At 64.7% G+C, this 14,234-nt stretch carries 16 protein-coding genes; 9 read left to right on the top strand and 7 right to left on the bottom strand.

Going from position 1 to position 14,234, the window contains the following annotated elements:
• Nucleotides 1–78: 78 nt before the first annotated feature.
• Nucleotides 79–1,188, top strand: coding sequence for a DUF2336 domain-containing protein (locus tag ABIA96_RS21455; RefSeq protein ID WP_354139044.1), 1,110 nt, complete (start codon nucleotides 79–81; stop codon nucleotides 1,186–1,188).
• Here ABIA96_RS21455 and mtaB read toward each other — a convergent pair.
• On the bottom strand, nucleotides 1,160–2,452 hold the full coding sequence (gene mtaB, locus ABIA96_RS21460; protein ID WP_354139045.1) for a tRNA (N(6)-L-threonylcarbamoyladenosine(37)-C(2))-methylthiotransferase MtaB: 1,293 nt from the start codon (nucleotides 2,450–2,452) through the stop codon (nucleotides 1,160–1,162). The two genes, ABIA96_RS21455 and mtaB, sit on opposite strands and share 29 nt — an antisense overlap.
• The gene (gene dapF, locus ABIA96_RS21465) at nucleotides 2,452–3,327 is read right to left on the bottom strand and encodes a diaminopimelate epimerase (protein WP_354139046.1); all 876 of its coding nucleotides are present in this window, start codon (nucleotides 3,325–3,327) and stop codon (nucleotides 2,452–2,454) included. The genes mtaB and dapF overlap by 1 nt, the downstream gene beginning before the upstream one ends.
• A gap of 219 nt (nucleotides 3,328–3,546) precedes the next feature.
• Here dapF and ABIA96_RS21470 point away from each other — a divergent pair, with 219 nt between their 5' ends.
• Together ABIA96_RS21470 and ABIA96_RS21475 are read left to right on the top strand one after the other, a co-directional pair.
• Nucleotides 3,547–4,284 carry a GyrI-like domain-containing protein gene (locus ABIA96_RS21470; RefSeq protein ID WP_354139047.1) on the top strand — a complete coding sequence of 246 codons (738 nt, stop codon included), beginning with the start codon at nucleotides 3,547–3,549 and terminating at the stop codon, nucleotides 4,282–4,284.
• Between the two features lie 5 nt (nucleotides 4,285–4,289).
• A complete protein-coding gene (locus ABIA96_RS21475; protein ID WP_354139048.1) occupies nucleotides 4,290–5,003 on the top strand; it encodes an SIMPL domain-containing protein in 714 nt (237 codons plus the stop codon).
• 96 nt (nucleotides 5,004–5,099) lie between these two features.
• On the opposite strand, the gene ABIA96_RS21480 is transcribed toward ABIA96_RS21475, so the two are convergent.
• Nucleotides 5,100–6,080, bottom strand: a complete 981-nt coding sequence (locus tag ABIA96_RS21480) for an MBL fold metallo-hydrolase (protein WP_354139049.1) — start codon at nucleotides 6,078–6,080, stop codon at nucleotides 5,100–5,102.
• 476 nt (nucleotides 6,081–6,556) lie between these two features.
• On the opposite strand from ABIA96_RS21480, the gene ffh reads away from it, so the two are divergent.
• From ffh to leuC, 6 genes are all read left to right on the top strand, one after another.
• Nucleotides 6,557–8,104, top strand: a complete 1,548-nt coding sequence (gene ffh / locus ABIA96_RS21485) for a signal recognition particle protein (RefSeq protein WP_354139290.1) — start codon at nucleotides 6,557–6,559, stop codon at nucleotides 8,102–8,104.
• An 85-nt stretch (nucleotides 8,105–8,189) separates the two neighbouring features.
• The gene (rpsP, locus tag ABIA96_RS21490) at nucleotides 8,190–8,522 is read left to right on the top strand and encodes a 30S ribosomal protein S16 (RefSeq protein WP_014438992.1); all 333 of its coding nucleotides are present in this window, start codon (nucleotides 8,190–8,192) and stop codon (nucleotides 8,520–8,522) included.
• 9 nt (nucleotides 8,523–8,531) lie between these two features.
• Nucleotides 8,532–9,089 (top strand): ribosome maturation factor RimM, encoded by a 558-nt coding sequence (gene rimM / locus ABIA96_RS21495; RefSeq protein ID WP_354139050.1) that lies wholly within the window; start codon nucleotides 8,532–8,534, stop codon nucleotides 9,087–9,089.
• Between the two features lie 127 nt (nucleotides 9,090–9,216).
• Complete coding sequence (gene trmD / locus ABIA96_RS21500) at nucleotides 9,217–9,972, top strand: tRNA (guanosine(37)-N1)-methyltransferase TrmD (protein ID WP_354139051.1); 756 nt, start codon at nucleotides 9,217–9,219, stop codon at nucleotides 9,970–9,972.
• A 109-nt stretch (nucleotides 9,973–10,081) separates the two neighbouring features.
• A complete protein-coding gene (gene rplS, locus ABIA96_RS21505; protein ID WP_354139052.1) occupies nucleotides 10,082–10,462 on the top strand; it encodes a 50S ribosomal protein L19 in 381 nt (126 codons plus the stop codon).
• A gap of 323 nt (nucleotides 10,463–10,785) precedes the next feature.
• Entirely contained in the window at nucleotides 10,786–12,192 is a 1,407-nt protein-coding gene (gene leuC, locus ABIA96_RS21510; protein WP_354139053.1) for a 3-isopropylmalate dehydratase large subunit, read from the top strand.
• 73 nt (nucleotides 12,193–12,265) lie between these two features.
• On the opposite strand, the gene ABIA96_RS21515 is transcribed toward leuC, so the two are convergent.
• The 4 genes from ABIA96_RS21515 to ABIA96_RS21530 all read right to left on the bottom strand — a co-directional run bounded on the left by ABIA96_RS21515 (nucleotide 12,266) and on the right by ABIA96_RS21530 (nucleotide 14,107).
• Nucleotides 12,266–12,874 carry a hypothetical protein gene (locus ABIA96_RS21515; RefSeq protein ID WP_354139054.1) on the bottom strand — a complete coding sequence of 203 codons (609 nt, stop codon included), beginning with the start codon at nucleotides 12,872–12,874 and terminating at the stop codon, nucleotides 12,266–12,268.
• Between the two features lie 147 nt (nucleotides 12,875–13,021).
• Entirely contained in the window at nucleotides 13,022–13,282 is a 261-nt protein-coding gene (locus ABIA96_RS21520; protein WP_354139055.1) for a hypothetical protein, read from the bottom strand.
• A 93-nt stretch (nucleotides 13,283–13,375) separates the two neighbouring features.
• The gene (locus tag ABIA96_RS21525; protein WP_354139056.1) at nucleotides 13,376–13,591 is read right to left on the bottom strand and encodes a hypothetical protein; all 216 of its coding nucleotides are present in this window, start codon (nucleotides 13,589–13,591) and stop codon (nucleotides 13,376–13,378) included.
• 234 nt (nucleotides 13,592–13,825) lie between these two features.
• Complete coding sequence (locus ABIA96_RS21530) at nucleotides 13,826–14,107, bottom strand: hypothetical protein (RefSeq protein ID WP_354139291.1); 282 nt, start codon at nucleotides 14,105–14,107, stop codon at nucleotides 13,826–13,828.
• Nucleotides 14,108–14,234: the final 127 nt, after the last annotated feature.

The raw sequence follows: 14,234 nt of genomic DNA on the forward strand, positions 1-14,234 counted from the left end.
AACGTTCAGTGCTCGTCTCTAATGATAGTGGTTGCTTAGAACAAGCTTCCGTCATCCGCTCAGGACGAGCAACGCGTCATGTCCACGGCCGAACTATCGATCATCGACGAGGTCGAATCCGCCATTCGACTCGGCTCGGCGGAAAAGGGCCTTGAAACGGCCCGGCGCGTCACCGACCTGTTCCTGTCCTCCGCCGGAAGTTTTGACGACGAGCAGATCGCGCTGTTTGATGACGTGCTCGAGCGCCTGATCGGCACCATCGAGCTGCGTGCCATCGCCGACATGGGTGCACGCGTTGCGCTCGCCGAAATCAGCGCCCAGCTCGCGCCGATCGCGCAGGCGCCGCCCTCCGTCATCCGCCGCCTCGCCAACAATGACGAGATCCGCATCGCCGGCCCCGTGCTGCAGGAATCCGCCCGCCTCGACGACAGCGAGTTGGTGAAGATCGCATCATCCAAAGGCGAGCCGCATCTCCTTGCGGTCGCCGGCCGCTGGTGGTTGAAGGAGATCGTCACCGACGCGCTGCTGGCGCGCCGCTATCCCAGCGTCAACCGGCGCCTCGCCGCCAATCCCGGCGCGCGCGTTTCGGGCAACGGTTTCGCCGTCATCGTCGGCCAGGCGGAGTCCGATCCCGATCTCGCCGTCAGCGTTGGCGTCCGCGTCGATCTGCCATCTGATCTACGCCGTCGATTGCTGCACTCCGCGACGGATACGGTTCGCACCCGCCTGCTGTCGCGCGCGCCGCCCGATCTGTTCGATGAGATCCAGAGCGCGATTGCCGCCGTCACCGTCGGCGTCGAGCGTGAGATGTCGGGGGTCCGCGATTTCGAGGGCGCCAAGCGGGCGATTGCGAATCTCAAGGCATCCGGCCAGCTCAACGAGGCGACGCTGCTCGGCTTCGCAAGACACCGGCGCTACGAGGAGGCCGTGGCGGCGCTGGCGGCACTGTCAGGATCGACCGTCGAGGTGATTCGTCCGCTGATGCAAAGCCTGCGCGAAGACGGCCTGCTGGTGCCGTGCAAGGCGGCGCAGCTGAGCTGGGAAACCACCGCCGCCGTGCTCGAGAGCCGCTTTGCAACAGGAGCAATGAAGCCGGCGGATGCTGCGAGGGCGCAAAGCAATTTTGCACGCATGTCGCCGGAGAATGCGCGGCGGACGCTCAGGTTCTGGCAGGTGCGGGCGTCGTAGGCGCTTGCCCTTGTACCGTTAGCCGCTCGCCATCACTGCCGGCAATCCTGAGCGGCACGATACGTCCCGCGCGCCCGCCGGCAAGCGCCACCGGCATATAGTGCTCCGTGCGCCCCTGTCCCTCGCTCTCGATCAGCACATCGCGCGTCGCGCCGATCTCGGCTTGCAGCCGCTGCCGCAACGCGGCTTCGCCAGCCGCACGCAGCCTCCGCGCACGCTCCTTGATCGCTGGCCCCGCCACCTGCGGCATCCTCGCCGCCGGGGTGCCGGGGCGCGGCGAATAAGGGAAGACATGCAAGAACGTCAGGCCGCATTCCTCGACCAGATCGAGCGAGCGTGAGAACATTTCTTCCGTCTCTGTCGGAAAGCCCGCGATGATGTCGGCGCCGAGAACAATATCCGGCCGCAGCCGGCGCACCTGATTGCAGAACGCGATCGCGTCCTGTCGCAAATGCCGCCGCTTCATACGCTTCAGAATCATGTCGTCGCCGGATTGCAGCGACAGATGCAGATGCGGCATCAGGCGCGCATCCTCGGCGACGGTGTCGAGCAGATCGCGATCTGCCTCGATTGAATCGATCGAGGAGATGCGCAGGCGCTTCAGCTCCGGCACGTGCCGCAAGATCTGCTTCGTCAGCATGCCGAGCTTCGGCGCACCCGGAAGATCGGCGCCGTAGCTGGTGAGATCGACGCCGGTCAGCACGATCTCGGCATGGCCGCGTTCGACCAATGCCCGCACCTGATCGACCACCGCGCCCATCGGCACCGAACGCGAATTACCGCGGCCATAGGGGATGATGCAGAAGGTACAGCGATGGTCGCAGCCGTTCTGCACCTGCACGAACACCCGCGGCAGGCCGCTCGCATAGCCGTCGATCAGATGCGGCGCCATCTCCTTCACGGCCATGATGTCGCTGACCGCGATCTTCTCGCTGGCGCGGAGATCGAAGGCGTCGCGCGCCTGGCGCCACGCCTCGCCGCGCATCTTGTCGTCATTGCCGACGACGCGATCGACCTCGGCCATGTCGGCAAACGTCTGGCTTTGCGTCTGCGCCGCGCAGCCGGTGACGACGATGCGCGCACCGGGCCGTTCGCGCTTCAATTTGCGGATCGACTGCCGCGCCTGCGCCACCGCCTCGTTGGTGACGGCACAGCTGTTGATGACGATGGTGTCTACGAGCCCCGCGCCTTCCGCCTCGCGGCGGATCACCTCGGCCTCGAAGACGTTGAGGCGGCAGCCGAAGGTGACGATGTCGACGGCCATCAGCCGACCGGCGCGAACAGCGCCGGATCGAAATTGCCTTCATACTCGAAGGTCGCCGTGCCCGTCATCAGCACGTGGTCGTCGCGCTCGCGCCATTCGATGCCGAGCTTGCCGCCGGGCAACGTCATCTCGACCTTGCGCCCGGTGCGCTTCAGCCGCGCAGCTGCAACTGCGGTCGCACAGGCCGCCGAACCGCAGGCCATGGTGAGACCGGCGCCGCGCTCCCAGGTGCGCATCGTGATGTGCTCACGATCGACGACATGGGCGAGCGTGATGTTGGCGCGATCGGGGAAGATCGGATGATTTTCCAGCAGCGGACCAAAGCGCGCGAGGTCATGGGCGTTGACGTCGTCGACCCAGAAGATCGCGTGCGGATTGCCCATGCTCACCACGGACGGCGAATGCAGGATCGGGTTGTCGATCGGCCCGATCTGCAATTCGATGTAGCGGGTGTCGCGGAATTCCTGGTCGAGCGGAATGTCCTGCCAGCCGAACTTCGGCGCGCCCATGTCGACGGTGTAGAGATCGGGCGCCGGACCCTGCCAGGCATTGAGCAGGCCGGCCGCGGTCTCGAACGTTACCGTGGCCTGCCCGGTCTTCTCGAAGATGCGGCGGACCACGCAGCGCATGCCGTTGCCGCAGGCGCCGGCTTCCGAGCCGTCATTGTTATAGATGCGGATGAAGGCCTCGGTGCCGTCGAGCCGCGGCTTCTGGAGCACCATCAGCTGGTCGTAAGGCACGCCGCCTTGCGCGGACGCCACCGCGCGGGCATCGTCCGGCGTGACCGGCGAGGCGGAATCACGCATGTCGACAACGACGATCTCGTTGCCGATGCCATTCATCTTGGCAAATGCGTGATTGGCCAGCGCGCTCATGAAAATTCCCGAATTTCGCCTGCCTTATATGGCGATCCTTGCCGGCTTGGCCAGTGATTTGGCTGTGGCAGCCAAGGTGGACTGCCATGACGCATCTGTCATGGGACGAATTTAGCGCTCGCGTGTTAGAACCGCGCAGTTCGCGCGAACCGGAATGCGCCACCGGATTTGGGCGTTGGCGGGCAAGGTCTTGATACGGAAGCTGTTGGGGAGAATAGAATGTTTGGGTTTCGTCGTCTCGCTCTGGCCGCGCTGATCCCGGCAGCGGCCTTGTCGTGTGGCCTGTCCGGCGCTCTGGCTCAGACCCCGAGCCCGGCGCCCGCCGCATCGGCGAGTCCCTCGCCGGCACCGTCGGCTGCGCCCTCCCCGGCCGCGAGCGCTTCACCCGCGCCTGCGGCAACACCGGCGCCTGCCCCTTCGCCCGCGGCCAGTGCCTCACCGAGCCCGGCGGCCCCGCCGCCTGCGGCAGCCGCCACCCCCGCCCCGGTTCAGACCGCCGATCCCTTTGGCCAGGAGATCACGCTTGAGGCGAAGAAGGTCGTGATGGTCAAGGGCACCGCCAATTGGGACTCGGCCTTCGACACTCTGGTTGACGCCTTCAAGGCGCTGAATGCGCTCCTGGACAAGCAGGGCATCAACCACACCGGCAATTCGATGATCGTCTACACCTCGACCGACGACACCGGCTTCACCTTCCTCGCCGAGATCCCGATCGAGCAGGACCCGAAGAACCTGACCAAGGACATGAGCATCGGCAAATCGCCCGAGGGCAAGGCGCTGAAATTCGTCCATCGCGGCTCCTACGATAACATGGACAACACTTATGAGGCGATCACCAATCACCTCGACGACAAGAAGCTGGAAGCCAAGGACACGTTCATCGAGGAGTACCTCACCGATCCCCTCAAGACGGCCGAGGACAAGCTCGTGATCAATGTGTTCGTACCACTGAAGTGAGACCGATGAAAAAGCCTGCTACTCTTTTTACTTCCCTCGCCGCCATTTTCGCCGCCACGCTGCTGGCATCGCCCGCACTCGCCGACGATTTCCCGGCCGCCATCTCCGTCAGCGGCGAGGCGACCGTCTCGGCGGCGCCCGATCTCGCGCAGATCGATGCCGGCGTCGCCAATGACGCAAAGTCGGCGAAGGAAGCGTCCGACGCCAACAACGCCGCGATGGGCAAGGTGTTGCTGGCGCTGAAGGGCGCCGGCATCGCCGAGAAGGATTATCAGACCTCGCGGCTGTCGCTGCAGCCGCAATACGGCCAGAACAAATCCACCGGCGCCTCACCGGTCGTCGGCTTCCGCGCCTCTAACCGCGTCACGGTGAAAATTCGCGACGTGACCAAGGTCGCCGGCATCATCGACACGCTGGTCAGCGCCGGCGCGAACGATATCGGCAACATCTCGTTTGAAGTGACACAGGCGTCAAAGCTGCTCGATGATGCCCGCGAGCAAGCGGTGGCTGATGCCCGCCGCAAGGCCGAGATCTACGCCAGGGCCACCGGCGTCACGCTAGGCGCGCCGCTCAGCGTCTCCGAAGGCAGCGCTCCGATGCCGTTGTTCAAGGGCCGCATGGCCGCGGCCCCGATGGCTGCGTCTGCCGCGGTCGCGCCGGGCGAGGAAACGCTATCGGTGACCGTGAATGTGAGCTGGGCGATCAAGGCGGCGCAGTAACCGCCACGTCGTCATTGCGAGCGCAGCGAAGCAATCCAGACTGCTTCCGCAGAAACAGTCTGGATTGCTTCGTCGCTTCGCTCCTCGCAATGACGATCAGATCTCGACCACCTGACCCGGCTTCATCGCCACAAATCGCTCCTGCGGAATCTTCGCGGCATCGAGCGCCTCGACCAGTGCCTTGGCCGGCGCATCGATCGCTTCATCGGTCAGCTGGAACGTCCCGTGATGATGCCCGAGCGCGGCCTGCGCGCCGCAATCGGCGAGCGCCTTCACTGCATCTTCCGGATTCATGTGCTGGTCGCGCATGAACCAGCGCGGCTCATAGGCCCCGATGGGAAGGATCGCGAGACGCAGCGGCCCGTGCTTCTCGGCGACGCGACGAAAATGTCCGCCGTCGCCATAGCCGGAATCGCAGACGACATAGATCTTCCCTGCAGGCGTCTCCAGCACAAAACTCGCCCACAGCGCCTTGTTGCGATCGAACATGCCGCGTGCCGACCAGTGTCTGGTCGGCACCAGGGTCACGGCGATGCCGCCGCCAAGCTCGACACGGTCGTGCCAGTCGAACGCCTCCGCCTTGATCGCGGAATCAGCGCTGCGCATTGTCATATCGTTGCCGAGCGGCGTGATCACGCGCGGCGCAAAATTCTTGGCGAGCCGCGACAGCGTCGCGATGTCCAAATGATCGTAATGACCGTGCGAGACCAGCACGACGTTGATCTTCGGCAACTTGTCGAAGGCGATACCGGGCGCGTTGTGCCGCTTCGGTCCGGCAAAACTGGCCGGCGACACCCGCGTGGACCAGACGGGATCGACGAGGATGTTGAGGCCGCCGGTCTGGATCAGCCAACTGGCGTGGCCGACGAAGGAGAGCCGCACCTTGCCGCCATCGACACGCTCCGGTGGGGTGTCGGCGTGAGGACTGGGGGCCCAATCCGGCCATTTCGCGCGCTCCCGCCCGCCGCTGAACTGCCAGCGCAGCAGCTGGCGGAGCGATTTTGGCGGCGCGCCGTCCGGATCGAAGAAGTGCAGGCCATTGAAATGGTCGGAGGCGGGACCGTCATAGGTTTTCATGCGGGACATCCAGAGGGGAACACCGACCACCGCGCCGGCTCCGGCAAGCAGTCCGAACAGACGGCGGCGGGTGATCGGCGCGGGGCGGGCTTCAGGGATGGTTGGGACGGTACGACATCACGAGCTATATGGGCGGGACCGCCGAAAAAGGAACCCGTCGCCGGAAACGACGTGTTTTCAAGATCTTGCCCTGGCAAAGGCGCCCCTCCACCCTAACTTTCCTTGACTTTTGGGCGTGAGCGGCGTTTAACCCCGCCACTTTCTCGGAAAGGCTTTCTTTTCGACCCGCCGCCTGGCCCCGGAGGCCAGAGGTCAACGCCCGACAGCGCTATGCGCCCTCGGGCGTGAAAGTGTTTGGATTTCCTCATCCTGAGGAGCCGCGAAGCGGCGTCTCGAAGGATGAGGTCACGACGACACCCTTCGAGACGCAGGCTACGCCTGCTCCTCAGGGTGAGGGCAAGAACAGGACAACGGCATTGTTCGACAATCTGTCGGAACGGCTTGGCGGCATTCTCGATCGTCTGACGGGGCGCGGTGCGCTGACCGAAAAGGACGTCGATGCCGCGATGCGCGAGGTGCGCCGCGCGCTGCTGGAGGCCGACGTCGCGCTCGAAGTCGTGCGCAGCTTCACCGAACGGGTCCGCGAGCAGGCGATCGGCGCCACCGTCGTCAAGTCGGTGACGCCCGGCCAGATGGTGGTCAAGATCGTCCATGACGAGCTGATCAACACGCTCGGCGCCGAAAGCCAGACCATCGACGTCAATTCCGTGCCGCCGGTGCCGATCATGATGGTCGGTCTGCAAGGCTCCGGTAAGACGACCACCACTGCAAAACTCGCCCGCCGCCTGGTCCAGCGCGACAAGCGCAAGGTGCTGATGGCCTCGCTCGACATCTATCGCCCGGCGGCGATGGAGCAGTTGGCCGTGCTCGGCCGCGATCTCGAGATTCCGACGTTGCCGATCGTCGCCGGCCAGCAGCCGGCTCAGATTGCCAAGCGTGCGCTCGAGGCTGGCAAGCTCGGCGGCTACGACATCGTGCTGCTCGACACCGCCGGCCGCACCACGCTCGACGAAGAGATGATGGCGGAGGCCGCCGCGATCAAAGCGGCTGCGAACCCGCATGAAGTGCTGCTGGTCGCGGACAGCCTCACCGGCCAGGACGCGGTGAATCTCGCCCGCGCCTTCGACGAGCGCGTCGGCCTCACCGGCATCGTGCTGACACGAGTCGACGGCGACGGCCGCGGCGGCGCTGCGCTGTCGATGCGCGCCGTCACCGGCAAGCCGATCAAGCTGCTCGGCACCGGTGAAAAGACCGACGCGCTGGAAGATTTTCATCCTGATCGTATCGCGGGCCGCATCCTCGGCATGGGCGACGTGGTGTCGCTGGTCGAACGCGCCGCCGCCAACATCGACGCCGAAAAAGCCGCGCGCACCGCCGAGCGCATGCGCAAGGGTCAGTTCGACCTCAACGACATGCGCGAGCAGCTCTCGCAGATGGCGAACATGGGCGGCATCAGCAGCCTGATGGGAATGATGCCCGGCATCGCCAAGATGAAGAACCAGATCGCGGCTGCCGGGATCGACGACAAGATTTTGAAGCGTCAGGTCGCCGTGATCGATTCCATGACGCGCGACGAGCGCCGTCATCCCGACCTGCTCAAGGCCAGCCGCAAGAAGCGCATTGCCGCCGGCTCTGGTCAGAGCGTCGAGCAGGTCAACAAGCTCCTGAAGATGCACCGGAACATGGCCGACGTGATGAAGGCGATGGGCTCGGGCAAGCGTGGCCCGCTCGCCGGCATCGCGCAGGCGATGGGCTTTGGCGGCGGCATGAAGATGCCGTCTCCGGACGAGATGAAGGCGCTGCAGGAGAAAATGCAGAGCGGCGGCGGACAAGGTCTGCCGAGCCTGCCGAAGGATTTGCCGGCCGGTCTTCGCACCGGCCTGCCGAACGTTCCTGGACTAACCGGCCTGAGCGGCAAGCCGACGCTGCCCGGCCTCGGCGGCTTTCCAGGCAAGAAGAAATGAGGAATTCGTCGCGAGGGATCGCATCGGTCTCGCGCAACGCGGAATACCAATCAACCGAACAAACCGTATCTTGAAGGAGAACTAAATGTCCGTCGTTATCCGCCTCGCCCGCGCTGGTACCAAGAAGCGTCCCGTCTATCACGTCGTCGTCGCCGACTCGCGTTTCCCGCGTGATGGCCGCTTCATTGAGCGCCTCGGCTATTTCAACCCGCTGCTGCCGAAGGACAACGAAACCCGCCTGAAGCTCGACATGGACAAGGTGAAGGCCTGGCTCGCCAAGGGCGCGCAGCCCTCGGACCGCGTGTCCCGCTTCCTCGATGCCGCCGGCGTCAAGAAGCGCGAAGCGCGCAACAACCCCGAGAAGGCCGTGCCGCGCAAGGAGCGCAAGGCGCAGGCCGAAGCCGCTGCGAAGGGCTAAGGCTAGACCATGTCGGCGCTGATCTGCGTCGCGCGGATCGGCGCCGCGCATGGCGTGCGCGGCGCGGTCAAACTGTGGACCTTCACCGAAGATCCCTTTGCCGTTAAGCGCTACGGTCCGCTTCTCTCCAAGGATGGCAAGCGCCAGTTCGAGCTGGCGCAGGCCCGCGAAGCCAAGGACCATCTGGTCGCGACCTTCAAGGGCGTCACGACCCGCGACGAGGCCGAACGCCTCAACGGAATCGAGCTCTATGTCACGCGCGAAAAACTGCCCGCGACAGATGACAACGAATATTACCACACCGATCTGATCGGGCTCGCCGCCGTCACCACGGCAGGCGATGCGCTCGGCCGCGTGCTCGCGATCCATAATTTCGGTGCCGGCAATATCATCGAGATCGCGCCGCTGAAGGGCCCGACGATGCTGCTGCCGTTCACCAACGCGGTGGTGCCGGAGGTCGATATCGCCGGCGGCCGCGTCGTGATCGCGCTGCCTCAGGAGATCGAGGGCGATGACGAAGGCGATGCCCCCTCCACGAGTCGTCCCGGTGAAAGCCGGGACCCATAACCACGGGCCGGAATTTTAGCTAAGCTGAACGCTCCAGCCGTCGCAAAACGAAGCGCGGTGGCTATGGGTTCCCGGATCAGCGCTCCGCTTCGCTGCGCTGTCCCGCGACGATACCAACTGAGATCCCATGACCAACCCCACACCCTGGCGCGCAACGGTGCTGACGCTGTTTCCGGAGATGTTTCCGGGGCCGCTCGGCATGAGCCTGGCCGGGCGGGCGCTGGCCTCGGGACTGTGGGAGCTGGAAGCGCGGGACATCCGGGCTTCCGCCACGGACCGCCACCGCAGCGTCGACGACACCCCCGCCGGCGGCGGCCCGGGCATGGTGCTGCGGGCCGACGTTCTGGCGGCGGCGATCGATGCTGTGCCGATCGTCCCGGACCGGCCAAAACTGCTGATGAGCCCGCGCGGTCGGCCGTTGACCCAGGCCCGCATCATGGAGATGGCCCAGGGCCCCGGCCCCCTGATCGTCTGCGGGCGGTTCGAGGGGATCGACCAGCGGGTGATCGACGTCCGTGGCCTGGAGGAGGTTTCGATCGGCGATTATGTGCTCTCGGGGGGCGAAATCGCGGCTTTGGCGCTGATCGATGCCTGCGTCCGGCTGCTGCCGGGGGTGATGGGCAAGGAAGTCTCGGGAACCGAAGAAAGTTTTTCGGACGGCCTGCTCGAATACCCCCAATATACGCGCCCGCAGCTGTTCGAGGGCGTTCCGATCCCAGAGATCCTGACCTCCGGCGACCACGCCAAGGTCGCGGCCTGGCGGCGGGCGCAATCGGAGGCCCTGACCGCGGCCCGGCGGCCCGATTTATGGGCCCGAATCCCGGCCAAAGCCCCGAATCGGCCCGGACGCCAAAAAACGCCAAAAAACAAGACAGACGGGTGACAAACGCTCCGGCTTGCCTTATAGGAGCGGCCACATCCGCAATGGCTGGATAAACGAATTTCGCGCGGCCCCCGTTTCCAAGGCTGGGCGCGCCGATGGAGATTTACCCATGAACCTGATCCAACAGCTCGAAAAAGAGCAATTCGAGAAGCTCTCCGCCAGCAAGGAGATTCCGGAGTTCGGACCCGGCGACACCGTGATCGTCAACGTGAAGGTCGTCGAAGGCGACCGCACCCGCGTGCAGGCCTATGAAGGCGTCTGCATCGGCCGTTCCGGCGGTGGCCTCAACGAGAGCTTCACCGTTCGCAAGATCTCCTACGGCGAAGGCGTGGAGCGGGTGTTCCCGGTGATGTCGCCGATGATCGACTCGATCAAGGTGGTGCGCCGCGGCAAGGTGCGTCGCGCCAAGCTCTATTATCTTCGCAGCCTTCGCGGCAAGTCGGCCCGCATCGTCGAGAAGACTGAGCACAAGGCCGCCGTCAACGAGTAAGCTCCGCTTACAGGCAAGTTTCCGAAAGCGCGGGGCAAAGCCCCGCGCTTTTTTGTTGCCTCAGCCGTGCGCGTCAAAGCGCTCGCGATTCCAATTCGGCCTGCTATATATTCCTGGAATGTTTCCAGATCTGACCAGCCTCTCGCCGATCCAGCGCGTCGTCATCGACGATCGCTCGCGGCTGCCTGGCCGGTTCTTCGGACGCTTTGCGACCTCGGCAACGTCAGAGCTTACGCGCGCAGCCTAAAAGCTGCGCTGACGATTTTGTTGCCCGCGCGTCACCCGCGCATATCCGCTGACACACATTCCCGGAGCTGAAGCTCATGTCCAAGCCGACCACATTGTACGACAAGATCTGGAACGACCATCTGGTGCACGAAGCCGAGGACGGCACTTGCCTGCTCTACATCGACCGCCATCTGGTGCACGAGGTGACCTCGCCGCAGGCGTTTGAAGGCCTGCGCACCACGGGCCGCAAGGTCCACGCGCCTGAGAAGACGCTCGCGGTCGTCGACCACAACATCCCGACCACCGACCGCTCGAAGCCGAACCCGGACCCCGAGAGCATCGAGCAGATGCGCGTGATGGCGGAGAACGCCAAGGAATTCGGCATCGAATATTACAACGAGTTCGACAAGCGCCAGGGCATCGTCCACGTCATCGGCCCGGAGCAGGGCTTTACGCTGCCCGGCACCACCATCGTCTGCGGTGACAGCCACACCTCGACGCATGGCGCATTCGGCGCGCTCGCGCACGGCATCGGCACCTCCGAGGTCGAGCATGTGCTGGCGACGCAGACGCTGATCCAGAAGAAGGCGAAGAACATGCGTGTCACCGTCGACGGCAAATTGCCGGACGGCGTCACGGGCAAGGACATCATCCTGGCCATCATCGGCGAGATCGGCACCGCGGGCGGCACCGGCTACGTGCTGGAGTATGCCGGCGACGCCATCCGCGCACTGTCGATGGAAGGCCGTATGACAGTCTGCAACATGTCGATCGAAGGCGGCGCACGCGCCGGCATCGTCGCGCCCGATCAAAAGGCGTTCGACTTCCTGCGTGATCGTCCGAAGTCGCCGAAGGGTGCGGCCTGGGACGAAGCGATGCGCTATTGGGAGAAGCTGCGCTCCGATGACGGCGCACATTTCGACCACGAGATCCGCCTCGACGCAGCAAAGCTGCCGCCGATCGTGACCTGGGGCACGAGCCCAGAGGATGTCATCTCGGTGACCGGCATCGTGCCCGATCCGGACAAGATCGCGGACGAGGCCAAGCGCCTCTCCAAGCATCGCGCGCTGAAGTACATGGGGCTGACGGCCGGCACCAAGATCACCGACATCAAGCTCGACCGCATCTTCATCGGCTCCTGCACCAACGGCCGCATCGAAGATCTGCGCGCTGCCGCCAAGATTGCGGAAGGCAAGCATGTCTCTGGCCACGTCAACGCCATGGTCGTGCCGGGCTCCGGCATCGTGAAGGAGCAGGCGGAAGCTGAAGGTCTGGACAAGATCTTCATCAAGGCCGGCTTCGAATGGCGCGAGCCAGGCTGTTCGATGTGCCTCGCCATGAACCCGGACAAGCTGGCTCCGGAAGAGCGTTGCGCCTCGACCTCGAACCGCAATTTCGAGGGACGCCAGGGTTTCAAGGGCCGCACGCATCTGGTGTCGCCGGCAATGGCGGCGGCCGCGGCAATCGCGGGTCACTTCGTTGACGTCAGGGATTGGCGCTGAGCCACTGCATCGAAACTCGCGATACAAAAGGGCGCCGTTGAGGCGCCCTTTTCATTTCGGCATTTATGCGTGCTTACCAATAGCGGTACGGATGGTGCCAGCGATGCCAATGGTGCCAGTGGCAGATGCGGCGCGGGCCGTAATAGGTCCAGATAATCCGGCAGCGGCGCGGATGGTGGTAGATGGGATAGTAGCCACCGTAATAGCGCCGGTGGAAATGGCGATAGCCGTAATGGGGGCGATAGCCCCAGTGGCGGTGATAGCCGCCATATCCGCCGTAGCGATGGAAGCCGCCGTAGCGAATGCCGCCACCGTGGAAGGCCGGCGCAGCGCGGAAGCCGCCGCCATGGAAGCCACCGAAATGTCCTCCACCACCGTGGAAACCTCCACCACCGTGGAAACCTCCACCACCGTGGAAACCTCCACCACCGTGGAAACCGCCGCCACCGTGGAAACCGCCACCACCGTGGAAACCTCCACCGTGTCCACCACCGCCGCCGCCGTGGCGGACCTGGATCGTCATGTCGTCGCTTGCAGCTTTCGCCGCGGGCAGCGCGGTCGGATTGATCGGCGTCATCGCTTCAGCGCGACGCGCGGTCCCGGCCGCCAGCATCAGCGTGGCAATGGCCGCAAGCCCGAGCAAGCGCAGCGGGCTTGTTCCGGGACCCAGTATCCTCGGCATGGAAGATCTCCCTGAATGCGAACAGCTTGATTGCGGCGCAGCGTCTCGCACCGTCGCTGTTCATTTGCAGTCGCTCCCGAGATTAAACTAGGGACGGTGACGTGAACGCCTCATGAATGAACGACGTTCCCGGGCAACGCTGGCGCGTCACCACCACGGCCCGTAGCCGAACACGAACGGCGCGGGCACGCCGTAGGGATAGGGACGGTAATAGACGGGCCGCGCATAATAGTGCGGATCAGGACGCGGAGCGTATCGCGCGACATCGTATCGCACATGCCGTCGCGCATCGAAAACTGCGCGCCCGGCGGAAGCATCCGGCAGCTTCGTCACTCTCTGCGCGGCGGAAGCGCAAGGCAGGCCTGCGGCAAGCCCGACAGCAACGGCCAATGCGATCCATTTCGTCATGACGACCTCCGCCGTCAACATGCGGGCATCACGCGGCCGTCTGCAAGTTAAAAACAGGCCCGTCATGCGGGCCTGTCCTATTCGTACCGGCGTTCACCAACGGCGGTGATGCCAGCGGTGTCCGCGCCAATGACGAGAGCGCCAATGATGGCGATGCCAGCGCACCTCGGTCGTCGGCCTCGCTTCGTCCTGCACCGACTGCGCGGCACCGGGATTGATCAGCGACACCGCCTGCGCGCGCTCGACCGGAGCGGCGAGAACGAACAGCGCTCCAGTGGCCGCAAGGCCGAGCATTTTCAAGGACTGCATTTCAGTTTGATCTCCTGACATCGTTGCGGGTGCACGCACTGATCAGACGTTGCGGCACGGGCGCGACGGGAGAGCCGAACCTGGAACCCTGGGCCTGAATCTGTTATGGATGAACGCGCCCCGGATATGAATGCAGAAAACGCGGACAAGTTCCTGAGCAGCGGCGCAACATTTCATGCGCCGACAAAACCAGCCGTCAGCGACGAGGCGTCGAGACCGGCTCTGCGGGCCCGCTCAGCCGCGACGCCAGTAGCAGCTCATATGCGGCACGATCACCGTGCCGCTCGGCCGGAATTCCTGCACATAGGTGGCGTTGCATTCACGGACCGCATCCGGGCCCGGGTTGTAGCGCGGATAGACGCCGTCCGGGATGTAGTAGGGCGTGACGCGCAGGCGCGTCTGGGGCCGCTTGCGTGGCGGCCGTGCGTCGTCGGGCGAGACCGCCTGGGCCACCCGGAGTTCGGCGCCGGCCGTCTGGGCTTCGGCGGGGACGCAACCTTGCGAAAACAACCCCATGCACAGTAGCGTCAGCGCTGTTTTCGCTCGCATTTTATCGCCCACCTGAACCACCCTCACCGAGGCCCACGCTCCCCGTTTTGGCGGCGCCCGTCAACCTCGCACGCTTATAAAGCCAGATGCATCG

It is taken from the genome of Bradyrhizobium sp. LB11.1 (assembly GCF_040549385.1).
Classification (GTDB): domain Bacteria; phylum Pseudomonadota; class Alphaproteobacteria; order Rhizobiales; family Xanthobacteraceae; genus Bradyrhizobium.